The following is a 24,574-nucleotide window of genomic DNA, read 5'->3' as shown; positions in this document are numbered from 1 at the left end:
GAACCTCCGGAAGGACCCATATCTTGCGCAGCGCACGTGCGGTGATCGACCTCGACGTCGTGGGACCGACGATCAGCAAGCACCTCTATGGTCACTTCGCCGAGCACCTGGGCCGCTGCATCTACGGCGGGTTCTGGGTGGGCGAGGACTCGCCGATCCCGAACGAGGGTGGGCTACGCCTGGACGTCGTCGAAGCGCTCCGGCGGCTGAACGTCCCGAACCTGCGCTGGCCCGGCGGTTGCTTCGCCGACTCCTACCACTGGCGCGACGGCGTCGGTCCGAAACAGGACCGTCCGGCCATGGTCAACACGTCGTGGGGTGACGTCGAGGAGAACAACCACTTCGGCACCCACGAGTTCATGGCGCTGTGCGAGCTGCTGGGCGCCGACCCCTACATCAACGGCAACGTCGGCTCGGGGACGGTGCGGGAGATGAGCGAGTGGGTCGAGTACCTCACCCGCGACGGCGATTCGCCGATGGTCCGGCTGCGCAAGGCCAACGGTCGGGAGGAGCCCTGGAAGGTGCCGTTCTGGGGCATCGGCAACGAGGCGTGGGGCTGCGGCGGGAACATGCGGGCCGAGGCGTACGCCGATCTCGCGACGCGCTACGCCACGTTCCTGCACGACCACGGCGGCAACGAGCTGCACCGGATCGCCGCCGGCGCCACGGACGACGACCTGGCCTGGACCGAGGCGCTGATGAAGGCCGTCAGCTGCCTGGGCTGCACCCGCCGGCCCCGCAACGTCTTCCAAGCGATCTCGTTCCACTACTACTCGTTCGCCGGCGACGGGATTTCGCACGGCTCGGCCACCGACTTCACCGCCGCGCAGTACTACCGGACCATCGCCAAGGCCGCCGACATCGACCGCGTCATCGCCGCGCACAGCGCGGTCATGGACGCTTACGACCCCGCGCGCACGATCGGCCTGATCTGCGACGAGTGGGGCACCTGGTGGACGGTCGAACCCGGCACCAACCCGGCGTTCCTGCACCAGCAGAACACGATGCGCGACGCGCTGGTCGCGAGCCTGCACTTCGACATATTCCACAAGCACGCTGCGCGCTTGCGGATGGCGAACATCGCCCAGACCGTCAACGTGCTGCAGTCGATGATCTTGACCACCGACGACGAGGGCGAGGGTGGCGGCGGTGGCGGCGGGATAGTGCTCACCCCGACCTACCACGTCTTCGAGATGAACAAGGGCCACCAGGACGCGGTCTCGCTGCCCGTGCACGTGGTCGAAGAGCCGGACCGGGTGGGGTACGACGGCGACCACCTTGCTCCGTTGTCGATCGCCCCGTTGTCGATCTCTGCCAGCACCAAGGAAGGCACGGCGCTCGTCTCGCTCAGCAACTTCGCGCTCGACGCCGCTACCAGCCTCCGCCTGGACCTGCGCGGTCGCGCGGTCACGGCCACGCGCGCCCGGATCCTCACGGCCGACGCACCGCAGCGCCACAACACCGCAGCTGCCCCCGACGAGGTGGTGCCGACCGACTTCGCCGTCGAGCTCCGACCCGGAGCACTGGGCTCCGTGGAACTGACCGCGGTGCTGCCGCCCCATTCGTTCGCCACCGTCGAGCTGGACCTGGCCTGACGCCCCAGTTCAGGACCGGTTCAGGACCGGCGGGTCGTCTCCCGCTCCACGATCCGGGCCTCGGGCATGACCACCCGCGCCGGGACCGACGCGAAACGCGACTCGATCCGTTCGAGCAGCAGCGCGCAGATCGCATCGGCCATCTCGGCGTTGCCCGGCTCGACGGTCGTCAGCGCGGGCGAGGTGAACCGCGCCTCGTCGAGGTTGTCGAACCCGACCACCTGGACGTCCTCGGGCACCCGCCGTCCGGTCTCGGCCAGCGCCCGCAGCGCACCGAACGCCGCGGAGTCGGTCAGCGCGAAGATCGCGTCGAACCCGATCCCGCGGTCGACGAGGTCACGCGTCGCGGCGTAGCCGTCCTCGACGCCGAACCCGCAGGAGACGATCAGCTCCTTCCGGACCGCGGCGCCGGCCGTCTCGTGCGCGATCCGGTAGCCGCGCGTCCGCAGGCCCGGCATGCTCTCCTCCGCGACGGCAACGCCGCCGAGCAGCGCTACCCGCCGAGCGCCCGCGCGGAGCAGGAGCTCGGTGGCCGAGGTCGCGCCGCCGACGTTGTCCATGAGCACGTGGTCGAACCGCGCGGGCACCGCCCGTTCCCCGATCAGCACGATCGGGGTGTCGACGCTCAGCTTCTCCAGGTCGGCGGCGTCACCTGCGACGACGCTGAGCACGAAGCCGTCGTAGCCGCTCAGCCGCGGTGCCGTGAGAGCGTCCAGCTCGGCCGACCGGCTCGCGCCCGTCCGTTCCACGGCCAGCCGCAACCCGTGGGCCGCGAACCGATCCGCGAGCCGGTCCGCCAGCTCGCCGTAGTAGCCCGGCGCGAAGGCCGGCACGGCCAGCCCCACCGCCCCGGTCCGCCCCCTGCGGAGGTTTCGAGCCGTCAGGTTGACCTGGTAGCCGAGCTCGGCGATGGTCGCAAGCACCCGCTGCTTGGTCGGCTCGCTCACCCGCTGCGACCGCCCGTTGATCACGTTGGACACCGTCATGGTCGAGACGCCGGCATGGCGCGCGACGTCGGTCATCGTGATCCCGACCCGTCGTTGTCCCTCGCCGCTGCTCAACGTCCACCTTCCGACCAGCGGCCCTCGCCGGCGCCAACCCGCCGCAACAGTACGCACCACCGGGCGCACCGACGCGGATCCGGCCAGGTCGGACGTCCGGGCGTCGACCCATTCGGTCAGCCGGCCCCGCCGCCGCACATCGCCTGCGCGTAGAAGGTCGACAGCGCGTCGTCGATGGGATGGTGCTGCGGCCTGCCCGCCGGGTCCAGCCCGTTCCACCGCGCGAGGTTCATGGCGACCGACATCTGCCGCTTCCCGTCGGCGCTGGTCAGCGACATCGTCGTCGCACCCCAGACCGTGCCGTCGTGGCCCCAGAAGACTCCGCAGTCGGTCACGACCCGGTGCAGACCCAGGCCGTAGTCGATCGTCTTCCCCTCCAGGCCGATCCCGACGACCGGGACCGTGCGCTGCATCTCGGCGAGCGACGATCGGTCGACGACCTCACCGGCGAGCAGCTTCCCGTAGAAGCGGTTCAGGTCGCCCGTGGTTGACACCAGCCCCGCCCCCGTCCGCACCCAGGACATGTTGTACTCGCTGTAGTCGCGCGGCGGATCGATCAAACCGTGCAGTGCCTCGTACATCTGCGGGTGCGGCTCCCGGACCAGCGGTCCGTCCGGGAATTCGGTGTGTTCCAGCCCGGCGCGCCCGATGACGTTCCGCGTGATGTATTCCTCGGCGGTGGTGCCGCTCACCCGTTCCAACAGCTGGCCGAGGAGCAGGTAGTTGCTGTTCGAGTACACACCCGGGGAACTTCCGGGCGGACCCGACGCAGGTGCGGCGAGGCCCATCTCGACGAGTTCCGCCGCGCTGAACGTCCGCGCCCGGTTGTCGTCCACGCTCTGCGCCGAGGACGGGTTCTCCTGCAGGGACGGGAATGCGATGGGGAGGTAGTCGGGAATGCCTCTCGTGTGGTTGAGCAGCATGCGAACCGTGATCTTCGCACCCCGTTCTCCTGGCACCAGGTCCGGTAGGTAGCTACCGATCGATGCGTCGAGCCGGATCCGGCCTTGCTCCACCTGTTGCAGGATCGCGGCTGCGGTGAACGTCTTGGTGAGGCTCCCGACCCGCTGCTGCATGTCGGGCGTGACGGGGCGGCCGGTCCCGATATTGGCGACACCCGAAGCGCCGTTCCACACCAGATCACCGGCGCGCACCTCCGCGAACACCCCCGGGATGCCAGCGCGATGGACGTCGTCGAGGGCGGATCGGAGCGTCGCGACGTTTGCCTCGCCACCGGCGTCCGGCGCGGCCGCTGACATTCCCGAGCACGCACTGAGGCCCAGCGTCGCCACGATCGTGCACACCAATGGCCGGATCTTCACGGTCGCTCCTCTGCAGGTACGTGGGATGGCACTTCTTCCACGTCCTGCATGGTCACTGCATCGAGGAGGTCCCGGCTTCCGGCAGCGGACTGCCGCACCTACGCAGGCGTACGTAGCCGCCCGACCCCGCTGCTACGCCGCGGGTCGTAGCCGGTCGAGATCGCTCGACCCGGTGTCAGCCGAAAGGACGCAGCATGGGTTCACGCTCGCACCTCGGCGAGCCGCTTGACTGCGAACAGGTCGGTCCCGCTCGGGTCCCAGCAGACGGCGGCTTCCCAGGCGGCCCGCGCTTGCGCGGCGATGTCGTAGGCGTCGTCGTCGAGGCCGGCGGCGTTGTGGGGCAACGCCAGGTCGAGGTCGGGGACGTCGACGTGCGACTCGTCCCAGTCGATCAACGCGACCCGATCCGCGGTCATGCGGACGTTGCCGAGGTTGGGGTCGCCGTGCACGACGGACCTCGTGCGACCGGTCAGTCGTGCCCACGCGGCCCGGCACCTGACAACGCCCTCGGGCGGCATCACACCGAGGTCGACCCTCGTCCCGGTCTCGACGTGCAGGAGGTCGGTCGACGAACGCCACCCCGGGCGCTGGGGCCAGCCGTCCGTCAACCGATGCAGCCGGCGGAGCGTATCGGCGACCCGACGCCAATCGGCTTCGGTCTCCGGCGATCTGCCCTCCACGTAGGTCATCACCACCAGCCCATCGGCGAAGTACCGGCCGTCCGCTGTCGGGATCGGCACCGGCACCGCCATCCCCGCCCGGTCGAGGTGGCGCAACAGATCGGTCTCCCACGCGAGATCGGCGTCGCCGCGGCGGCCGAGCCGACCGACCGCGACGCGCCCGTCGACGCGCACGCTCCACACCTCGTTGACCCCGACGCCGCCGGTGAGCGGCTCGCCGCGCACGACGTCCGCACCCCACTGCTCGAGCGCCTCCCACCCCACCGGCCACATCCTCCCCTAACGGAAGTCGCCCGCCCGGTCCCGTGCCCACTGCGCGAAGGTCCGTGCCGGCCTGCCCGTCACGGACTCCGCGGTCGGCAGCACACCCAACACCGACGGATCGAAGTCCGCGTTCTCCGCCGGATCCGCGGGGTTGCCGTCGTAGTCGGCGAAACCCAACAGGAAGTCCGCGGCCTGGGCGGCGAACCCGCCCAAGGCCCGGTAGGCGTCGCGGGCCTGCGCCGGGGTCAGCTCCTCGAACCGGATCTCCTCGCCGAGCGCGTCGGCGATCGCCTTCGCCTGGTCGCGCAGACTGATCATGGCGGGACCGTTGATGTCGTAGGCCTTTCCGGCGTGGCCGTCCTCCAGCAACGCCTCGATCGCCACATCGGCGACGTCCTGCTCGTGCACGGGGAACCACCCGCCGTCCGGGTTGGTGTCGCGCACCACGCGCTCGGCGCGGATGGACGGGCCCCAAAGCGCGAGCTTGTTCGCCGCGAACTCGCCGGGCCGGATGTGCGTCCACTCCAGACCGGACTGTTCGACGGCCTGTTCCACGGGCAGATGGAACGTCGTGTCGAAGCCACCGGTCACCGCACCGGACGAGAGCACGACGATCCTCCGCACGCCCGCCTGCTTCGCGGCCCTGACCACCTCCGCGGCCGTGGTCGGTTCCGGGAAGAGGAACATCCTGTCCACCCCGGCCAGCACCGGCCCGAGGTCCTCGGGCCGGGTGAGATCCCCCTTAACCACCTCCACGCCGGTGGGCGCCTTCCGCGGGTCCCTCGTCAGCACCCTGACCCGTACGTCCCGCAGACCGGCCGTGACCAGCCGGCCCACGGTGCCCGTCGCACCCGTCACCAGCACGCGCAACTTCAGCCTCCCTATTTTCCGTGCAACCTACGGATAAAGGATACCGTACGATCTACGGAAACGAGGAGGGCCGATGGAACGCAGCGGCGGAGGTGATCCCCGCGAGACCCTGCGCCTGCTGTGGCGACAGGGGAAGCCCAGGTCAGGCCGTGGCAGGCCACCCAAGATCACGCTGTCCACGATCATCGCCGCGGCGATCTCGGTGGCCGACGGGAAGGGCGTCGACGCGATGACCATGGACAAGGTCGCCGCCGCCCTCGACGTCGGGACGATGACGCTGTACACGCACGTCCCCGGCAAGGCCGAACTGATCGACCTCATGGTGGACGCGGCCTGGCAGTCCCTGGAGCTGTCCGACGCCGGCTCGTGGCGCGCCCAGGTCACGCACTACGCGCACCAGACCCTCGCCCTGCACGCCCGACACCCGTGGCTGCGCAGCATCTCCACCGTCCGCCCTCCCCTGGGCCCGGGCCTGTTCACCCGGCAGAACCACCTGCTGGCCGCACTGTCCGAAACGGCCCTGCCGCCGTCCGAGGCGACGGCCGCAGTCGACGCGATCGTCACCTTCGTCGACGCCGCCGCGGCAACCGAAGCCGAACACGCGCAGGCCTCCGCAGTGAGCGGCGAGCCCGAGGACGACTGGTGGTCGGCCCGCCAGCTCTTCTGGGAGGAGATCTTCGACCCGGCCCGCTACCCCGCCATCGCCCGGTCATGGGCCGAGGGCGGCTTCGACCGGACCGCTTCCGAGGCCAGGGTGAACGCCTTCGACATCGGCCTGCGCGCCCTGCTCGACGGCATCAACGTCATGGCAGCCATGGCCGCCGATGAAACGCACCAGCGCGAGTCGCGCGTCTCGGAGCGGTGAGTCGCGCGATCCGGAGCGGTGAGTCGCGCGATCCGGAGCGGTGAGTCGCGCGATCCGGGACGAGAGGGTGAACGTCTTGCTTGATGCACGTCCAGTCGGTAAGAAGAGATACCAGATTTTCGAGCGCCTGGAAGGGAACCTCCTGTGCGACAGCTCGCACGCGCCGCCGACGCCGTACTCGGCTGGTTCGTCCCGAACATCGTGGCCGCCGCGGACTGCGGCGACTGCGGCGACCCGAACCCCTGTCCGAGCACCCCGGGCGCCTGCAGCCAGGTGAAGACCTGCTGCCGCGACCAGTTCACCAACCAGTGCTATTACTTCGCGCGCTGCAATATCAACCGGGTGTGCGTGCTCCGCCATTTCGGCCAGGTCTGCGGCTGATCACGAGCCGGCCATCGTGCTCCACGGGTCGTAGTCCGGATCGGCGAGCAGCGCCTGCAGCCGGCGCCGGCGGAAGCCGATGTTGCCCCCACTGAACAGCGGGTACGCGAGTGCGTCTTGCAGCAGCCCCGCGAGCGGCAGGTGGTGGCCGTAGGAGTCGACGCCGACGACGCGCATGAGGTCGATCAGCGCCTGGACCGCCGACTCCGACCCGAAGACCTTGGCGTGCACGGAGAGCTCCTCGGCGCCCGGCGACCCGCTGTCCAGGGCGGCGCAAGCGCGTAGCGTCAGCGCGCGGACGGCCTCGATCCGGGTCTTCACGTCGGCGAGCAGGAACCCGACGCCCTGGTGCTCGACGACGGGCACGCGCCCGCCGCGGCGGTCGGTGCGGGCGAACCGCAGCGCGACGTCGAAGGCCGAGCGCATGACCCCGGCAGCGCACGCCCCGATCAGCGCGCCGCCGAACGCCGCGTTGACGATGCCGAGCCCGTCCCCGACCTCGCCGATCAGGTTCGCGGCCGGTACCCGGACGCCGGTGAGGGTGAACCGGGGCAGGGCGTGTGCGCGGTGCCCGAGCGGGTCCAGCATCTCGGTGATCGTGAGCCCCTCGATCGGCCCGGGGAGCACCAGCACGGCCAGGGACGCGCGCGGGTCCGGGTCGGGCCCGGCCCGGCAGACCACCGTCATCAGGTCCGGACCCGTGCCGTCCCACCCGGTTGCGTGCGACACCCACTGCTTCTCCCCGTCGACGAGCCAGCCGTCGCCGTCCCGGCGTGCCGTGGTCCGCAGGCCGACCAGCTCTCCGGTGCCGGGATCGGGCTCCGCGAGGTTCGCGGTGCCGCCCGGCTCGCTCAGCGCCAGCGACGCGGTCGGGGTCCCGCTCGTCGCGAGGAACGGCGGGAGGAACACGTCGTGCTGGGCGGGGCTCCCGGCCCGCAGCAGCGGGGCGAGCCCGAGACCCGTGGAGAACAGGTTCAGCGCAACGCTCGGGTCGCCCGCGACCAGCTCCTCGGCCAGCGCGGCGGTCGTCGCCGCGCCGGTGCCGTCCCCGCCCAACGCCTGCGGGACGAGCCGGCGCAAGAACCCCGCCTCGACCATCTGCCGGTAGAACGGCCGGGTGGCCCGGTAGCGCTCCATCGGGGTCGGCAGCGGGTCGGTCACCTCCCGCGCCCGGGAGAGCACGTCTCCGGCGAAATCCCGCGCCTGCGCCCGCAGCAGCTGCTGCTCCACGTCAGTGCCCTGCGCCCTGCCCACCGTCGACGTGCAGGGTCTCCCCCGTCACGAACGCGGCGGCTTCCAGGTAGAGCACGGCGTGCACGATCTCGTCGATCTCCCCCATGCGGCCCATCGGGTGCAGATCGGCGTACGCGGGGTGGGCCTCCACGGGGTGCATCGGGGTCTTGATGATCCCCGGCGACACGGCGTTGACCCGCACACCCTTGCTTGCGCACTCGATCGCCAGCGATCGCGTCGCGGCGTCGAGACCGCCCTTGGTCAGCGAAGTGAGCACGGAGGGCACCGCACTGAACGGATGGTCGACCAGCGACGTCGTGATCGTCACGACGTGCCCCGCACCCTGCTCGAGCATCGTCGCGACCGCGCGGCGGGTGATGCCGAAGAAGCCGGCCAGGTTCAGCCCCACCATCGCCGAGAAGTCGTCGTCGGTGCACATCGTGAACGGCTTGGCCATGAACATCCCGGCGTTGTTGACGAGCGTGTCGATCCGGCCGAAGCGCTCCAGGGCGGCGTCGACCACACGCCCGGCGGTCCGCGGGTCGGCGAGGTCCCCCGCGACGGTGTGCACCTCCGGATCGTCGGACGGGGTGATCGAGCGCGACGTGGCGACCACGGCGAAGCCCTGCTTGCGGTACCCCTCGACGACACCGGCGCCGATGCCGCGCGAGGCACCCGTGACGATCGCAACCTTGCTCATGGCACACTCCTACCACACACAGTGGACAGTTCGTGCAGGACAACGGACCCGCCCACGACGGCGGGTCAGCCGGTGGCGAGCCGGGGCGCGTCCGGCAGCGGGCGGGGCCCGCCGCGTTCCCAGCGACCCGAGCGCCGGATCTCGCTCGCGGTCATGCCGAACTCGGCCTTCAGCGCCCGGCTCAGGTGGCCGGTGTCCGGCAGCCCCCAACGGGCGGCGACGGCGCCCACCGTGCGCCCGCGCAAGGACTCGTCGGCGAGGTCGCGACCGATCCGTTCGAGCCGTTGCCGGCGGATCCAGGCCGAGAGCGTGATCCCCGTCGGGGCGAGGACCTTGTGCAGGTAGCGCACCGAAACGCCGAGCGCACGTGCGACCGACTCGACGGTGAGCGTCGGATCGGGCAGGTGCGACAAGCAGTGCGCGAGCACCCGATCCGCGAGATCGTCACCGGCATCCTGCGGAGCGATGTCGACCAGTTCCGCCAGCACCAGCGACACGACGGCGTCGGCGAGGTACTCCTTGCTGCTGCTCGTGTCCCCCGCCGTGCAGTCGGTGATCTTCGAGGCGAGGGCGACGAAGAGTGTCCCGACGACGTCGCGGGGCCCGCGGTCGGTGCCGACGGCGATCGCGGTCCGCGCACCGAGGGTGTCGGCGTGCGAACCGAGCGCGGCCAGCGGGACCGACACGAGTATCGCCTCGTACGGCTCCCAGAACGTCACCTCGTACGGCCGCGAGGTGACGTAGTTGACGAGGTCACCGGGGCCGGCCAGGCAACGCCGCCCGTCCTGGGCGATCGCAGCACGACCGATCCGCTGCATCGAGACGGTGAGGAGCGCCGGATCCGTCCGCTGGATGAGCGGCGCATCGCGGGTGACGACGCACGGGCTGCCGCTCAGCACCGACACCCGCACGTCGCCGGCCACCGCGCTGCTCATCGAGCTGCGGAACGTCCCGTCGGTCAGCGGCCGCACCCGGACCGCAGCGAACGTCGGCGCGACCGCCGTGGCGAACCCGTCGCGGTCGACGGTCTCCGCCACGGCCACGAGCGTCGGCTGCCCGGGAAGCGACGTCCAGTTCGAGCCCACCGCCCACCTCCCGGGTCGCCGAAACGTCAGCAACTTCAGCAACGTCAGTAAGGACTGTAAGGACTGTAAGGACTGTAAGGCGCACCACACCCGGTCGACCGCCACTGCGTGCACCGGCTGCCGCCAGATCGTGCACCGCCGGGCATCAGGTCATCGGCGCCTACGGGCCCTCCGACCGGCATGAAACGCATGCGCTTCCGAAGCTGCCGGCAGCGAAGCCGAGATCGTCCTCGCTGCTGCCGTGGGTGACGGGTCTGGACTGACCGGTGCAATTGAAGTCCGAATAGAAGTAGCCTTCGATGTTGGAGTCGTTGGTGTACGACCGCCGCGTTCCAGTGAACGCGAACGTCTGACACCCGTCGCCGTACACCGGAATCCCGTTGCCACTGAAGTTCGCGCCCGGGTACGCACAGAAGCCAGCACTGCAAGCCTGCGGCGATGGCTCCGCGGTCGCCGCGGTCGGCTGGACGAAAGCCGCCGTGCTCGCCACCACCAGGGCAGCTACGACGGACGCACTACGAATTCTCAAGAGATCCCCCGAAAAAGAACAGTCGTCTTACCAGTACGCCCCCGTTGTAGCGGAATCTCGACACGGCGGTCAAGTTGCACTCCGCGTTGTGCGCCGGCTGCCGCAAGATCAGCCCAGGTGGCACACCGTGATCTCCTCGGCCTCCCGGGCACCGAGGCGGCGGTAGAAGCGCAGTCCTGCTTCGTTGGTGCGCAGGACCCACCAGTCGAGCCGACCTCCGTGTCTACGAGCCCGGGCGGCGAGTTCGCGCATGACCAGCTCGCCCAAGCCGCGACCACGGTGCTGCTCCACGATGTAGAGATCTTCGAGGTGCACCCCTCGCCGCCCGGTGATCGTGCTGAACGTGGCGTGGTGGAGCGCGAACCCGACCGGCACGCCGTCCAGCTCGACGACCACTGCCCGCGCGAACGCCTCCGGGCCGAACAACACCTCGTGCACGTCGGAGGCAGTCGACGTGACCGCCCCGGGGAAGTCCTCCGCGGCGGCGAGCTCGCGGATGAACCGGGCGATCGTGTCCACATCGTCCGGGGTGGCATCACGAAGCACAGCCGGCTGTGCGACGTCGTTCATCGTCACGCGATGATGCGTCAGGTCTCCGATCATGAGAGCAGGATGCACGAGCACGATCGGCAGCCGATGCCAAGTTCTGCGTCCTGAACGACCATCTGTAGCAGATTCTGCTACAACAGCCGTGTGGACAGCATCGATCGCCGCATCCTCGAGGTCCTGCAGACCGACGGCCGGATCACGAACCAGGACCTCGCCGACCGCATCGGACTGTCCCCCTCACCCACACTGCGCCGGGTGCGCAACCTCGAGCAGTCCGGTGTCATCAGCGGCTACGGGGCGATCGTCAGCCCGGCCGCGCTCGGGCTCGGGGTGCTCGCGGTCATCGAGATCGCGATAGCCGATCACTCGACCCCGCAGGTCGAAACGTTCGAGCAGGCGCTGCGGGCGAACCCGTCGATCGTTGCGGCGCACATGATCGCCGGCGACGGCGACTACCTGATCACGGTCCTGGTCAGGGATCTCGACGACTTCGAACGGTTCGTCGTCGACGAGCTCCGGGCGATCGGGAACATCGCTTCCATCCGGTCGAAGTTCGCGTTCGGGACGGTGAAGGACCGCGGCCCTCTCCTCCCGCCCCCTCAGCGGCCCCCTCGCAAGCAGTGAACCCGGCGTCATGATGCACGTCGCCGGCGCGCGGCGGTGGCCAGGGCGGGAAGCCGATGGTCATGATCGCGACCATCACCCGCCACCGGGTGCGACACCACTGTGGACCGACCTTTCCGATGGGGCCCGATCGCGCCGCCCGTGCGATGCCGCACGGCCTGGGAGCAATCACCGTGCCAGCGGTTCGGCCGTGATGGCACCCGACGTCGAAGGCCGGCAGCACCGCGGGTAACAGCCGTGCAAGCGTGTTGAAATCCGCGGTCCGGATCCTTCGCGGCAGTGACGGCAGGCGACACGTCTGCAGTCGACGACGTCGTCCGGAGGTCCCATGACGACCGCCCCGCTCCACCCAACGGCGAACGCATCTGATTCCTCGCCGAAGGGATCTCGACCCCTCGCATCGGGATCTGGGCGGCCCAGCACATCCCCTTCAACGCGTGGGGATCGATGGCCTACGCGCGTTCGGCGTGGCGCTCGTCGAGTTGGCGATCGCGGTCCGTCCTCGTACGGCGACGAGACGTCTGATGGTCGCGCGGCGCCTCTTCGGATTCCGCTTTCGGCGGTGCTCGCAGCCGCTTGAACAGGAGAAGAATCTACGTGTCATCTTCCGAGCAGGACGAGAAGTCGGATTCAAATCGCTCGAGATCGGCAACGGAAGCCGCGACCACGGGTGCAGACGTAGCCACCTCGATCGGCGTCGAGTCGTCGTACTGTGACTGGTCCGGCTGCGGTGACGGGTGCAGCATCTGCGACTGCAGCGCGTTGCTCCAGTTGTCGTCGCTCCTGTTGCTGGCAGCCGCCGTCGTACCCGATGCCGGCGGCGGTGTCGTGCGGGCATTGATCCGGAGCTATCAGCGTTGGCTCACCCGCTTCACGCCCCGCTGCCCCTCGACCCCGAGCTGCAGCGCGTACGCGATCACCGCCGTCGAGGATCTGGGCCCGCGCCGCGGGCTCGCAGCAGCCGCGCGGCGCGTCCGGGAATGCGGCCGATAGTGCCCGGGTGGTGGCCGAATGGCCGGGTGCCGCAATCCGATCCATCGGAGAAGGTGATCCGGCTCCACTCCTGATCTCGCGGCACTGCATCCTGCGCTACGACGTCGGAGCGAAGAGCTTCTCCATCTTCGTCGCGATCCACCGTCCTGCGGTCGTGCTCTGCGGCTGCGCGCGGTCCGAGGATGCGAGCGGGCGCACCGTATCGGCGGGAGCGTCGTGGTTGGGCTGGTAGAAGAACGGGATCGACAGGCGGGATGAGGTGTTCCCGCGCGCCGGGTTCACCACCTGGTGCAGGGCCGACACCCAGCGTCCGCCGCTCCACCGGGCCATCAGATCGCCGATGTTGACCACGAAGCTGCCCGGGACGGCGGGCACGTCACACCACTCACCAGCGCCGCGGCGGACCTGCAAGCCGCTGAGGTCGTCCTCCTGGTAGAGAACGGTCAAGGCACCGAAATCGGTGTGCGGGCCTCTGCGCAGCTGACCGGGCAGCGGCGGCTCGAGCTGGGGGAAGTAGTAGTTGGCGGTGAGCGATGACACGTGGCGGTCGAACCTGTCGTCGAAGAAGCTCTCGTCGAGGTCCAGCGCCAGGGCGAACAGGCGCATGAGGTCGGCGGACAGCTCTGCCATGACCACCATGTACTCGTGCCAGGTGGCGGCGAATCCGGCCGGCACGCTCGGCCAGGCGTTGGCCGACTTCCACGGCGCCTGGTAGCCGCCCAGCTCTGAGCGCTCCTGCGCACTCAGCTCCCCCGTGACGTGGACGCCGAAGGCCTCGCACAGGTCCGGCGGCGTCTTCTGGTCGAGGCTCTGAGCTGTCGTACCGCCAGAACGTCGGAAGCCGGAGACCCCGGGCCCGCTCGCCACCAGGTCCTTCTCCGCATCGGGGAGCCGGAAGAACGCGTTGGTCGTTGCGTACATGCGATCGACCAGCGTCGGCGACACCCCGTGCCCGACGATCGTGAAGAACCCTGAACTCGCGCAGGCCTCGCCGATCGCTGCGGCAACGACCGCCCGCTCCTGCGCGCGGCTCCGCGCCGACAAGTCGATCACCGGCACGAAGCCGTCGACGACGGCGGCTTCCCGTTCCTGGGCCATGCTGATCCCCTCCCACCACTCGAGTTCGTGACGCCGCATGTGCGTGCGAGCGTCTAACGACGTTAGACACTCTCGAACGTTGTTAGTTGCAGCGATCACCGTACTACACCCTCGACGTGGTTCTCGTGCTGGTCGGACAGCACGACCGGAACCTGCCCAGCGATCGGATGGCCTTCCGGCAGTACGCAGGTTGGCCCCTGATATTCGATCAGTGCTCTGACCGATCAACTCGGTGAGTACGCTCGGGGGCGATCGGGGGGATCACCATGCACAACGGAACACTCGCTCGCGTCCTGCTCGACCGGGCGCACTCCGCACCGGACCGGACCGGGTACGCCTACCTGCACGAACCCGGCTCCGGCACGCACGACCTGACGTACGGCGCGCTCCACCAGCTCGCCAGCGGGATGGCGGCGACGCTGGCCGCAACCGGCGAGCGGGGCGACCGGGTGCTCGTGCTCTCGGGGCTGGGGCCGCACTTCGCGGCCGCGTTCTTCGGCTGCATGCTCGCCGGGCGCGTCCCGGTCCCGGTGGCCGCTCCGCGCGGCCGGTCCGCGATCGGCGAGCTGGCTGCGATCGCGGTGGACAGCGGCGCGAGCGCGATCGCCGCGCCCCTGCGTTCGATCGACGACCTGCGGCCGGCCGCCGCCGCGCACCCGCCGCTCGCCGGCCTGCACTGGATCGCCGCCGACGGCGCCGATCCGGGTGCGGCAGAGCACCAGCTGCCACATCCCGACGACATCGCCTTCCTGCAATACACCTCCGGCTCGACCGGTCGGCCCCGCGGCGTGGCCGTCAAGCACACGAGCCTCCTGCACAACCTCGCGGTCATCCGCGACGCGTTCCGTTGCGCCCCCGATACGCGCGGCGTGATCTGGTTGCCGCCCCACCACGACATGGGGCTGATCGGCGGCCTCCTGCACCCGCTCTTCCTCGGCATCCCGGTCGTGCTCATGTCGCCGACGACGCTCCTGCGCGAGCCGCTCACCTGGCTGCGGGCGGTGTCGGAGCACCGCGGCACCGTCAGCGGCGGCCCGAACTTCGCCTTCGACCACTGCGCGCGGCGGATCTCCGACGAGGACGCGGCCGGGCTCGACCTGAGCAGCTGGGACGTCGCCTTCGTCGGCGCGGAGCCGATCGATCCCGAGGTGCTGCACCGCTTCGCCGGACGCTTCGCGAGCAGCGGCTTCGCCGCGAGCAGCTTCCTGCCCTGCTACGGCCTCGCCGAATCCACCCTGTTCGTGAGCGGATCCCCGCACGGCACCGGGATGCGGACGGTCGAGATCGAGGACGGCGCACGCACCCGCCGGATCGTCAGCTGCGGTCCGGTGCAGGGCGGCGCCGCGGTTGTCGTCGATCCGGAGAGCCGCACCCGCCGCGCCGACGGCGAGATCGGTGAGATCTGGCTGTCCGGGCCGAGCGTCGCCGCCGGCTACTGGAACCGGCCGGAGGAGACCGCCGCGACGTTCACGGCCACCCTCGACGGTGATCAGCGGCCACACCTGCGCACCGGCGACCTCGGGTTCGTGCGGGACGGCGAGCTGCACGTCACCGGCCGGTTGAAGGAGCTGATCATCGTGCGCGGCCGCAATGTCGTTCCGCAGGACGTCGAGCGGTCCGTCGAGGCCGCACACCCGTTCCTGCGCGCGGGCGGGTGCGCCGCGGTCGCCGTGGACACCGCTGACGGGGAGCAGCTCGCGGTGCTGCTGGAGGTCGACGAGCGGAAGGTCCCGGTGTCGCTGGCCGACCTCGAAGCGTCGGTGCGGCAGGCGGTCGCGCACGACCACCAGCTGTCGGTCCACCGGATCGTCGTGCTCCGGCCTGGTCAGCTGCCGCGGACGACCAGCGGGAAGCTGCGCCGCCTGGAGGCGAAGGCGCGGCACGTCGACCAGCACCTCGACCAGCCCGCTCCGGCCGCTGCCGACGTGCGGAGCCGGGTCGCCGGCTGGGCGGCACAGCGGTTCGGCCTCGACGTGTCCGCGCTCGACCCCGACCGGCCGTTGACCGCGCTCGGCCTCGACTCGATCAAAGCCGTCGAGCTGAACGCGTACCTGGAGTCGGAGTTCGGCTACACGGTCAGCGCCGAACGGCTCTTCGACGGCATCACGATCGCCGCTGTCGTCGCCGAGATCGAGGCCCGACAGCCGGTCGCAGGACCGCGGCCGGCGTCGCCACCACCAGCGCGACCGGGCGCGGCGGTCGAGTTCAGCCTGTTCTTCTTCTCCAGCGACGCGGAACGGGCGGGTGCGGACAAGTACCGCCTGTTCCTCGACGCCGCAGGTCACGCGGACCGCAACGGGTTCGCCGCCGTGTGGTCGCCGGAACGGCACTTCCACCGCTTCGGTGGCTTGTTCCCCAACCCGTCCGTCGTCAGCGCCGCGCTGGCCGCGACGACATCGCGCATCCGCATCAGGGCCGGCAGCGTCGTGCTGCCGCTGCACGATCCCGTCCGGACCGCGGAGGAATGGTCGGTCGTCGACAACCTGTCCGCCGGGCGGGTCGACATCGCGTTCGCAACCGGATGGAATCCCGACGACTTCGTGCTCGCCCCCGATCGCTACGACAACCGCCAGCAGGCCATGCTCGACGGCGTCGACCTGGTCCGGCGGCTGTGGCGCGGGGAGCAGGTGACGCTGCCCAACGGGCAGGGCACCGAGACCGCGCTGCGGATCTTCCCGGCCCCGGTGCAGTCCGAGCTGCCGACGTGGATCACCTGCAGCGGCGGCGTCGAACGCTTCGAGCAGGCGGGGCGCCTCGGCGCCAACGTGCTCACCGCCCTGCTGTTCCAGGACGCCGACGAGCTGAAGGCGAAGCTCGACGCCTACCGTCGCGCCCGCGCCGCGCACGGCCACGACCCCGACGGCGGGCGGGTCACCGTCATGCTGCACACGTTCATCGGCACCGACGAGGCCCGCGTTCGCAGCAGCGTCGAGCAACCGTTCAAGCGCTACCTGCGCGACTCCGTCGACCTGTGGCGCCGTGGGTCGGCCGCGCTCGACGGGCTGAGCGACGCCGAGCAGGCCTCGGTGCTGGACTTCGCCTTCGAGCGCTACTACCGCACGAGCGCCCTGTTCGGCACCCCGGAACGCGCGTCGGAGCTCGTCGCGCAGCTGGCGGGCGCCGGGGTCGACGAGATCGCCTGCCTGATCGACTTCGGCATCGCCGACGAGGAGGTGCTGGCCGGGTTGCACCACCTGACCACGCTCAAGGACCGCTGGGCCGCGACGCCGGAGCCCACCCCGGCCACCGGGAACGCCGGGACCGACCTGGGGGACGCCGTCCGCAACCGGCTCGCGCTGCTGCACCGCAACGACCGCGGGGTGCTGCAGAAAGCACGCGACTTCGATCTCGGCGCCCGGCTCGAAGCCGCCGGGCTCATGCCGTTCTACCCGGTGCTGAGCGACAGCGACGGTGCTACCAGTGTCCACCAAGGCCGCCGGGTCGTCATGCTGGGCTCGAACAACTACCTCGGGCTGACGGCCGACCCGCGGGTGCGGGAGGCGACCGCGGCCGCCGCGCTCGCGGAAGGGCCGAGCGTCACCGGCTCCCGGCTGATGAACGGCTCGACACCCGCGCACGAAGACCTCGAACGCAAGCTGGCGCATTACCTCGGCCGCGAGGACGCGCTGCTGTTCACGACGGGCTACCAGGCGAACCTCGGCCTGCTGTCGGCGTTCATCACCCCCGGCACGGCGTTGGTGGTCGACGAGGAGTGCCACGCCTCCATCTACGACGGGGTCTCCATCGGCGGGGGCCGGCTGCTGCAGTTCCGGCACAACGACCTCGCCGACCTCGACCGCAGGCTCGCCGACGAGCTGGGGGCACTGCCGGGGATGGTGATGGTCGACGGTGTCTACTCGATGTCGGGGGATCTTGCGCCGCTCGCCGAGCTGCGCGCGATCTGCGACCGGCACAGCGTGCCGCTCGCGCTCGACGACGCGCACGGCCTCGGCATGATCGGCGCGACCGGGCGCGGCACCGAGGAGGAGTTCGGCGTGATCGGCGCCGCGGACGTGCTCACCGGGACGTTCTCGAAGAGCCTGGCGTCCGTCGGCGGCTGGCTGGCCGGACCGCGCAACCTGATGGACTGGGTGCGCTACTACGGCCGGTCGATGCTGTTCTCGGCATCGATGCCGCCGCCCGCAGTGGCCGCGGCGGCCGCGGCGCTGGACGTGCTCGTCGCCGAGCCGGAACGGGTCGCGAAGCTGCGCGAGCTCGCCGAGTACTGGCGGCGCGGGCTGCGCGAGCTCGGATTCGACACCGGCACGTCGAGGAGCGTCATCGTGCCGGTCGTGCTCCGCGACGAGCTGCTGACGCTGCGCTTCGCGCAACGCCTCCTGGACCTGGGCGTCTACACCAACTGCGTGCTGGCGCCGGCCGTCGCGGTCGGCCGCGCCATGCTGCGCACGACGGTCACGGCCGTGCACGAGAAGTCCCACCTCGACGCGGGCCTGGAAGCGTTCGCGACGGCGGGCCGGGAGCTCGGGGTGATCGGGTAGCGGCCGCAGGATCCGGCCTCGGTCGGTCCGACTAGCCGCGCCCGTAGAGCAGGCGGGCGAGGCCCGCGAGGCGGCGTTCGTCGGCGGCGCGGCGGCGGAACGTCGTGGTGCGCACCGGGCCGGGGAACAGCTGCCGCGAGATCGCTTTCGGCGCCGTCCATTCGCGCAGGCCGTCCGGACCGTGGATGCGGCCGAACCCGGAGTTGCCGACCCCGCCGTAGGGGAGGGAGGGGATGCCGGCGTACGTCGCGACGGAGTTCACCGAGGTCATCCCCGATCGCAGCCCGCGGGCCAGCTCGACGCCGCGCGACCGGGAGAAGACCGCCCCGCCGAGCCCGAACCGCGGTGCGTTCGCTCTGCGCAGCGCCTCGTCCATGTCGCTGACCCCGACGACGGCGAGCACCGGCCCGAACGTCTCCTCCTGGATGACGCGCGCCTCCTCGGGGACGTCGGCGAGCACGATCGGCTGGACGTACCGCTCGCCGATGGAGGCCAGCCCGCCGACGACAGCGCGGGCGCCGCGGTCCAGCGCGTCCGCGACGTGGGCGCGGATGATCTCCTGCTGGCCGGGCATCGTGATCGGCCCGAGCTTCTCCCCCTCGCCGGCCCGCAGCCGCCCGGCCAGCGCCACGACCTTCTCCAGGAAGGCGTCGTGCACCCGCTCGTGGACGTACGCGCGTTCGAGGCTGATGCAGATCTGGCCAGCGTTGCTCATGCTGCCCCACACCGCGGCGTCGGCCGCCGCGTCGAGATCGGCGTCGGCATCGACCAGCAAGGTGTCGGAGGCGCCGGCGTCCACCAGCACCGGGGTGAGTGATTCCGCGCAGGCCGCCAGCACCTTCTTCGCGGTCGCGACGCAACCCGTGAAGCTGATCTTGTCGACGCCCGCCCTGCAGAGCGCGGCGCCGGTCTCCCCCGCGCCGGTGACGTTCTGGAGCAGCCGCCCGTCGCCGGAGACCTCGGCGAACGTTCGGGCCAGCCACTCCCCGATCGCCGGCGTGTGCTCGCTGTGCTTGAGGACCACGGTGTTGCCGCCCGCGAGCGCGTACGCGCCGGTGCCGACCGGCCCGAACACCGGGTAGTCCCACGGCCCGAGCACCCCGATCACGCCGAGCGGGCGGTACTCGACGGACGCCACGTGGTTCAGCATCATCGGGCCTGACGACACCCGGCGCCGGCCGAGCACCTTGCGGGCGTGCCGCGCGGCGTAGTCGATGTGCTGCGCGACCAGCACGACCTCGATCAGCGCGTCCGGGAGCGGTTTCCCGTTCTCCCGGTGCACCAGGTCGGCCAGCTCGTCCGCCCGCTCCATGATCAGCGACCGCCACGCCCGCAGCACACGGGCGCGGCTTGCGTAGCCCAGGGCGTCCCAACCGGGCTGCGCCGCCCTGGCGCGGGCGACGGCCGCCTCGACGTCGGCGGCGGCGAGCACGGGGAAGGTCGCGATGACCTCACCGGTGGCGGGGTCGACCGATTCGAACGTGCCCGCCCGCGTTGTTGTCACGATCTTCACCCTAACGGCAGCCGGACGCCCCACCACCCGTGTCGATGGAGGACAGCCGCAGCGTGACGTAGATCCGACGGCCCACGCGCTCATCGGCGTATCAGGCACGTGCGGGCCGGCCTCTTCCGAAGGGCCCGAGCCAACAGCATCATGGACCGGTTGCACGCACGGCCCGCTGCCTCCGCCACCAAGGGACCGCCATGTCTGCCATGGACACCACCGGCCCGGGACTGGACGACCTCGACGTCCTGGGCCGATCCGGCGAGGTGGAGTTCGCCGTCGAGCAGACCGCCCGTCCGTGGCAGCTGCCCATCGACACACTGGTCCTCTCAGCCGGGCAGACAGGCGGCCTCGGATCACTCGGGGCCACCGTTCGCAGCGCGATGCCCGGGCTTGCCTGGTCCGACATCAGGTATGCCGACCTCACCCCGGATGCTCCGCAAGTACTCGGCGTCACGGATGGCGACCGCACGAAGGCCGACACGGGCCTGCGTGCACTGGTCATCGCGACGGTGCGGCCCTCGACGCCCACCTCCGACGACAAAGCCCAGGTTTCTGCCGAGAGCGCTGCTCGCGCGACGGCCGCCGCCGTGGACATGGCGCTGGCGCGGGGCGCGACCGCACTGGGTCTACCGCTGCTCGGCGCCGGGGTCGCCGGGCTACGGCCCGCAGACGTTGCGGCCGCCGTCATCCCGCTCGTCGTCGGTCGCGCCCGGGCCGCGTCCGGCTTGCGCCGCATCGTCCTCATCTGCAGCGACGATCTGGCGGAACGAGCGATCCGCTCGACGCTGACCCAGCACCTCGGCGAACGGGAACGGCGCCGCCTCGTGCTGCGTCCCGGTGCACAGGAACTGCTCGACTTCACCCATGCCGTGACGCGTGCCCGCAACGCGACCCGGGCAACCGGCCAGGACGTCCTGCTGGCCGCGCTTGTGCGCCCCGGACGGACACACCTCGACCCGACCGAGCTGCAACGCGGGGCGAGCAGCGCATTGTTGCGGGCGCTGCCCGCCGGCAACGTCGACCGGCGCTTGGCGAAGGCGCTCGGGGCGGCGAACGTCGACGCCGACCAGGTCATGCCGCCAGACCGGATCCCACGTGACGTGGATCCCGAAGCGCCCGAGCTCACCGACGTCACCACCGCAGCGCAGCGGCTCGCAACGCGGCTCGCAACGCGGCCTGCCAGTGGCTCACAGCAGGTCTGGTCCCACCACATCGTGGCGGCAGCTTTGGCCGATCAGTTGTCACCGGCGGTGCGCTCGGCGCTCGGGCCGTCCCGACGGACGCTGCGGGCCGCGCTGCGCGAGGCGATCGCCGAACGCTGGCGCGACGAGGACGTCCGACAGCTCGACGAGTTCTGGGCGGACGCAGATCGCGCGCATCCGGACGAACCGCGCTACACCGATGTCCGCAGCGACGCAGACAGCACCCAGGACCGGATCGGGATCACCGCCGACGTCCAGGCGATGGCGGCGCTCCTGGCCGCAACAGCCACCCAGCCGCCCCTGTCGGTTGCGTTGCTCGGCAACTGGGGCAGCGGCAAATCGACCTTCATGAACCTGCTCCAGCAGCGCGTCACAACGCTGGCGGAGCAGGCGCGGCAGGATCAGAGCAGCCCGTTCTCGCCGCTCGTGAGGCAAGTGCGGTTCAACGCCTGGCACCTCAGCGACGACCACGTCTGGGTCGGGATGGTCGAGCACCTCTTCCACGAGCTGCGCGGGCAGGCACAGGTACCGGAGCAGGTCGTCCTCCCGGCGGGGACCTCAGTGTCCCAGCTCGAGGCCGACCTCAAGAGCGCGAAGGACCAACAGGCGGCGCTCGAGCAAGGGCTGGCGAGGATCGACGAGCTGGACGCCGACCGCGGCTGGTGGGGCTGGTTGCAGCACGGGCTCCGGCTGATCCGCGTCGGCAAGGAGGTGAGAGCGCAGGCCACCCGCGAGTTCGACTTCCGCAAGCTCCTTCTCCCCGCGGCGATCCTCGCCGGCATCGTCGTGATCAGCATCCTGTTGGCCCAGCTGCTGGACCTCCCGCTCCTCGCGTGGATCGTCACAGCGGGCTCCATCGGGGCCTCCATCCCCACGATCGTCGGCCGGGCTCGTGATGCCGCCGTCAAAGGCCGGACGCGACTGGCCGACGACAAGGCCAGGCTCGACACGAAGGTCGAGGAGCTGGAGGCGCAGCTCAACCAGGTCGACCCGGCGCGGGGGTTGGACGCACTCGTCACCCAGCTGGCCGCCACCGACCGGTACGCCTCATACCGGGGTCTCGCGGGCCGGATCCACCAGGACCTCGCTCGGCTCGACCGCCAGATGAGCGCAGTCGACGATCCGCGGATGCGTCAGCGGATCATCCTGTACATCGACGATCTCGATCGGTGCGCTTCGGACCGCGTCATGCAGGTCCTGCAGGTGATCAATCTGCTGGTGAGCATGCGGCTGTTCGTCGTGGTCGTGGCGGTCGACCCCAGGTGGTTGATCACGGCGCTCGAGGAGCACCACGCGTCGCAGATGAGGGCTCGCCGGGGGCGCGCTCTCGACTACCTCGACAAGATCTTCCACATCGCGTTCGCGGTGCGCCCGATGAGCGACCGGGCGGGGAACTACCTGCGGACACTGCTGCCGGTGCCGGAGCCGGACGGCGACGAGGGCGAGCCAGATCAGGAGCCAGCAGACACCCCGGCCCAGGAGAGCACCAGAGGTACCGAAGCGGCCGACGGCGCCGGGGCTGCAGCACGGGTTCCGGACGGTCCAGCGCCGGCCGGCGGCCGCGGTCAGGAGGCGCGAGCCGGGGAAGAGGTCCTGCGCATTGCGCGCGCGGAGGCGGAGTTCCTGCCGCGCATCGCGGGATTGCTCGACACCCCGCGAGCTGTCAAGAAGACCGTCAACCTCTACCTCCTGTTCCGGGCCACGATCTCCGACGACGAGCTGGACCTCTACCTGGGCGACGACCGAGGCGGGCCGTTCCAGGCAGCAGCACTGCTCATAGCCGCGACCGTCAGCAGCCCGGTAGAGGCATCGGACCTGCTCCACCGCATCCTGCGCACCGATCGATTCGGATCCATCCGAGCGGCACTCGCCGCGCCCACCTACAGCGCGACCCTGGCCCGCGGTGCGACCCCAGCCCTTCCCGAGCGGCTCAGCGCGTGGATCGAGCGGCTCGTCACGGACTTCCCCGCCATCGACGACCCCGGCCCATACCGGCAGTGCGCGCGAACCATCGCCCGGTACAGCTTCGAGAGCTACGCCCTGTTCGACGGATAGCCGGCGGCCTGATGCGGACTTCGACGCGGGACTTGATCGGGATCGATATACCTGGGCGGAATGAATTCGGGTAGGCCGTCGACCATCTGGACGATCCATTCGGTGGAATGAATCTCCCTGTGATGCATCCGGCATAGCATGACGAGGTTGTTGATTTCGGTGGGCCCGCCGTTCTGCCATTCGATGATGTGGTGGATGTCGCACCAACTCGCCGGTCGGCCGCACCGTGCGCATCCGCGGTCACGGGCAGCGACGGCTCGTCGCATTCCGTCGGGAATGACGCGGGAGAGGCGGCCGATGTCGAGGGGTTGGCTGTCGCTGTTCATGACGATCGGGATGACGGCGGCGTTGCAGGCGAGCTGCCGCAGGTCTTTGGTGGTGATGGCGCCGCCGAAGTCCAGGATCGCGGTCCGGACCCGGGTTTCCAGCTCGAGCAGGGGGATGTGCACGTTGAGGTGCGGCCGGTGACCGCCCGACTGCGGGACGTCACCGTGGTCCAGGACGTACCCGCAGACATCGGCCAACGCCTCGGCCTGGCGCTGCTTGCTGCTGCGCTGATCATCCGCCCCGGCCGGTTTCGACTTCGCGTCGATCAGGGTGGCGATGGTGGCGAACAGGACGGCGTTGTCGAACCGCCCCTTGATCGTCCCGCCCGACCGGTCCGGATGCGGGGTGATGGTGAGCTCGTTGACCTCGGACTCCGGTCCGTCGTCGGGTTCGGGTCCGTCCTGGTCCATCCGTCGTACCAGCTCCATGCCGAACTTGTGCACTTCTCCCGGCCGGTTGTGGGCGGCGTACGCGACGGCCTGTTCCTCGACATAAGCGCAGTCCGCGTCGGTGAGCCGGGACGCCTCGCCGGACTCGAGGACCTTCCGGATCACATCGACGTGCCCCAACCCGATCGTCGCGGCGGCGAACGCCGCCGGCGACCGGCATCCGGGGCTCCAGCACGGTGCCGGTCAACGTCATCTGTGGGCACAGGTTCTCCGCGGCGTTCACATACCGCCGGGCATCACTCGGGTCGATGTTCCAGGAGTCCGCGATCGCGTTGATCGGCGATTTGTGCCCGAGCGACCCGAACCCGCCTTCCCGGAGAAAGGTGGCGATGAACTGAACACGCGCCCGGTCGATCTCACGAACCACCCACTCCATATCCCGCGACGCAAGAAACCTATCGGGGAACGTTCCCGTGGCAGCCTCGACCCGTAACTCGGCGATACCGTCGAGTGTGGTGTCGAGCCCCGGGGACATAACTCCATTTTAGGCGAGGCGAAGATCATAAGCCAGCGAATGAGGAGTCGCAGCGCAAAGAGTGTACTTATGTACACCCCCGAGCCTGAACGAAGGTACCGCACCTGTGGTGCCTTTTCGCGCCGAAGGCGTGCCCGCCACCCACAGGTGGAGCTGAGAGTGCCATCCCGTCGACCTGGAATATCCCCACCACACGGCCGCCCGTGGGCGG

19 protein-coding genes and 1 pseudogene are annotated in these 24,574 nt (G+C 70.3%); 7 read left to right on the top strand and 13 right to left on the bottom strand.

Annotation, left to right across the window (positions count from 1 at the left end):
• Positions 1–23 precede the first annotated feature (23 nt).
• A complete protein-coding gene (locus LL648_RS44890; protein ID WP_305080821.1) occupies positions 24–1,595 on the top strand; it encodes an alpha-N-arabinofuranosidase in 1,572 nt (523 codons plus the stop codon).
• 20 nt (positions 1,596–1,615) lie between these two features.
• Here the strand turns inward: LL648_RS44890 and LL648_RS40895 are convergent, their stop codons facing one another.
• The 4 genes from LL648_RS40895 to LL648_RS40880 all read right to left on the bottom strand — a co-directional run bounded on the left by LL648_RS40895 (position 1,616) and on the right by LL648_RS40880 (position 5,786).
• Entirely contained in the window at positions 1,616–2,656 is a 1,041-nt protein-coding gene (locus LL648_RS40895) for a LacI family DNA-binding transcriptional regulator (RefSeq protein WP_232668359.1), read from the bottom strand.
• Between the two features lie 116 nt (positions 2,657–2,772).
• A complete protein-coding gene (locus tag LL648_RS40890) occupies positions 2,773–3,978 on the bottom strand; it encodes a serine hydrolase domain-containing protein (RefSeq protein ID WP_232668358.1) in 1,206 nt (401 codons plus the stop codon).
• Positions 3,979–4,178: 200 nt separating this feature from the next.
• Positions 4,179–4,931 carry a phosphotransferase enzyme family protein gene (locus LL648_RS40885; protein ID WP_232668357.1) on the bottom strand — a complete coding sequence of 251 codons (753 nt, stop codon included), beginning with the start codon at positions 4,929–4,931 and terminating at the stop codon, positions 4,179–4,181.
• 6 nt (positions 4,932–4,937) lie between these two features.
• The gene (locus tag LL648_RS40880; RefSeq protein ID WP_232668370.1) at positions 4,938–5,786 is read right to left on the bottom strand and encodes an NAD(P)H-binding protein; all 849 of its coding nucleotides are present in this window, start codon (positions 5,784–5,786) and stop codon (positions 4,938–4,940) included.
• A gap of 79 nt (positions 5,787–5,865) precedes the next feature.
• Between LL648_RS40880 and LL648_RS40875 the strand changes: the two genes are divergently transcribed.
• Both LL648_RS40875 and LL648_RS40870 read left to right on the top strand, forming a co-directional pair.
• A complete protein-coding gene (locus LL648_RS40875; protein ID WP_232668356.1) occupies positions 5,866–6,657 on the top strand; it encodes a TetR/AcrR family transcriptional regulator in 792 nt (263 codons plus the stop codon).
• Positions 6,658–6,801: 144 nt separating this feature from the next.
• Positions 6,802–7,038 (top strand): hypothetical protein, encoded by a 237-nt coding sequence (locus tag LL648_RS40870; protein WP_232668355.1) that lies wholly within the window; start codon positions 6,802–6,804, stop codon positions 7,036–7,038.
• Here LL648_RS40870 and LL648_RS40865 read toward each other — a convergent pair whose 3' ends face one another.
• The 5 genes from LL648_RS40865 to LL648_RS40850 form a co-directional block, all read right to left on the bottom strand.
• Positions 7,039–8,268: an acyl-CoA dehydrogenase family protein gene (locus LL648_RS40865; RefSeq protein ID WP_232668354.1), complete on the bottom strand. Its 1,230-nt coding sequence runs from the start codon at positions 8,266–8,268 to the stop codon at positions 7,039–7,041. It abuts the gene before it with no gap.
• A gap of 1 nt (position 8,269) precedes the next feature.
• Positions 8,270–8,971, bottom strand: a complete 702-nt coding sequence (locus LL648_RS40860) for an SDR family NAD(P)-dependent oxidoreductase (RefSeq protein WP_232668353.1) — start codon at positions 8,969–8,971, stop codon at positions 8,270–8,272.
• Positions 8,972–9,036: 65 nt separating this feature from the next.
• Positions 9,037–10,056, bottom strand: coding sequence for a helix-turn-helix domain-containing protein (locus LL648_RS40855; protein WP_232668352.1), 1,020 nt, complete (start codon positions 10,054–10,056; stop codon positions 9,037–9,039).
• 160 nt (positions 10,057–10,216) lie between these two features.
• Positions 10,217–10,546 (bottom strand): peptidase inhibitor family I36 protein, encoded by a 330-nt coding sequence (locus tag LL648_RS45935; RefSeq protein ID WP_374112191.1) that lies wholly within the window; start codon positions 10,544–10,546, stop codon positions 10,217–10,219.
• 147 nt (positions 10,547–10,693) lie between these two features.
• Entirely contained in the window at positions 10,694–11,188 is a 495-nt protein-coding gene (locus LL648_RS40850) for a GNAT family N-acetyltransferase (protein ID WP_232668351.1), read from the bottom strand.
• Between the two features lie 90 nt (positions 11,189–11,278).
• Here LL648_RS40850 and LL648_RS40845 point away from each other — a divergent pair, with 90 nt between their 5' ends.
• Together LL648_RS40845 and yidD are read left to right on the top strand one after the other, a co-directional pair.
• Positions 11,279–11,758, top strand: coding sequence for an Lrp/AsnC family transcriptional regulator (locus LL648_RS40845; RefSeq protein WP_232668350.1), 480 nt, complete (start codon positions 11,279–11,281; stop codon positions 11,756–11,758).
• Between the two features lie 597 nt (positions 11,759–12,355).
• Positions 12,356–12,751 (top strand): membrane protein insertion efficiency factor YidD, encoded by a 396-nt coding sequence (yidD, locus tag LL648_RS45930; RefSeq protein WP_374112189.1) that lies wholly within the window; start codon positions 12,356–12,358, stop codon positions 12,749–12,751.
• Between the two features lie 96 nt (positions 12,752–12,847).
• Here yidD and LL648_RS40840 read toward each other — a convergent pair whose 3' ends face one another.
• Positions 12,848–13,948, bottom strand: a complete 1,101-nt coding sequence (locus tag LL648_RS40840) for an isopenicillin N synthase family dioxygenase (RefSeq protein WP_232668349.1) — start codon at positions 13,946–13,948, stop codon at positions 12,848–12,850.
• A gap of 167 nt (positions 13,949–14,115) precedes the next feature.
• Here LL648_RS40840 and LL648_RS40835 point away from each other — a divergent pair, with 167 nt between their 5' ends.
• Positions 14,116–18,348, top strand: a complete 4,233-nt coding sequence (locus LL648_RS40835) for a MupA/Atu3671 family FMN-dependent luciferase-like monooxygenase (protein WP_232668348.1) — start codon at positions 14,116–14,118, stop codon at positions 18,346–18,348.
• Between the two features lie 31 nt (positions 18,349–18,379).
• Here LL648_RS40835 and LL648_RS40830 read toward each other — a convergent pair whose 3' ends face one another.
• Positions 18,380–19,852: an aldehyde dehydrogenase family protein gene (locus LL648_RS40830; RefSeq protein WP_232668347.1), complete on the bottom strand. Its 1,473-nt coding sequence runs from the start codon at positions 19,850–19,852 to the stop codon at positions 18,380–18,382.
• Between the two features lie 200 nt (positions 19,853–20,052).
• Between LL648_RS40830 and LL648_RS40825 the strand changes: the two genes are divergently transcribed.
• Positions 20,053–23,112, top strand: coding sequence for a P-loop NTPase fold protein (locus tag LL648_RS40825; protein WP_232668346.1), 3,060 nt, complete (start codon positions 20,053–20,055; stop codon positions 23,110–23,112).
• Here LL648_RS40825 and LL648_RS44700 read toward each other — a convergent pair.
• Together LL648_RS44700 and LL648_RS40820 are read right to left on the bottom strand one after the other, a co-directional pair.
• Entirely contained in the window at positions 23,091–23,378 is a 288-nt protein-coding gene (locus LL648_RS44700) for an HNH endonuclease signature motif containing protein (RefSeq protein ID WP_255687486.1), read from the bottom strand. The two genes, LL648_RS40825 and LL648_RS44700, sit on opposite strands and share 22 nt — an antisense overlap.
• A pseudogene (locus tag LL648_RS40820) lies at positions 23,364–24,023 on the bottom strand (DUF222 domain-containing protein); the annotation flags it as partial. The pseudogene LL648_RS40820 and the gene LL648_RS44700, both read right to left, overlap by 15 nt.
• Between the last annotated feature and the right edge of the window lie 551 nt (positions 24,024–24,574).

The sequence above is a fragment of the Pseudonocardia sp. TRM90224 genome (assembly GCF_021245725.1).
Lineage (GTDB): Bacteria > Actinomycetota > Actinomycetes > Mycobacteriales > Pseudonocardiaceae > Pseudonocardia.
The sequence above is the reverse complement of the archived record's forward strand: the minus strand, read 5'-3'. Positions and strand labels throughout refer to the sequence as shown.

Excerpts from the sequence above, each read along its gene's own strand:
- LL648_RS40885 (WP_232668357.1), bottom strand. The coding sequence starts at position 4,931 with ATGTGGCCGGTGGGGTGGGAGGCGCTCGAGCAGTGGGGTGCGGACGTC.
- LL648_RS40875 (WP_232668356.1), top strand. The coding sequence starts at position 5,866 with ATGGAACGCAGCGGCGGAGGTGATCCCCGCGAGACCCTGCGCCTGCTG.
- LL648_RS40860 (WP_232668353.1), bottom strand. The coding sequence starts at position 8,971 with ATGAGCAAGGTTGCGATCGTCACGGGTGCCTCGCGCGGCATCGGCGCC.
- LL648_RS40850 (WP_232668351.1), bottom strand. The coding sequence starts at position 11,188 with ATGATCGGAGACCTGACGCATCATCGCGTGACGATGAACGACGTCGCA.
- LL648_RS40835 (WP_232668348.1), top strand. The coding sequence starts at position 14,116 with ATGCACAACGGAACACTCGCTCGCGTCCTGCTCGACCGGGCGCACTCC.
- LL648_RS40825 (WP_232668346.1), top strand. The coding sequence starts at position 20,053 with ATGTCTGCCATGGACACCACCGGCCCGGGACTGGACGACCTCGACGTC.
- LL648_RS44700 (WP_255687486.1), bottom strand. The coding sequence starts at position 23,378 with ATGCGACGAGCCGTCGCTGCCCGTGACCGCGGATGCGCACGGTGCGGC.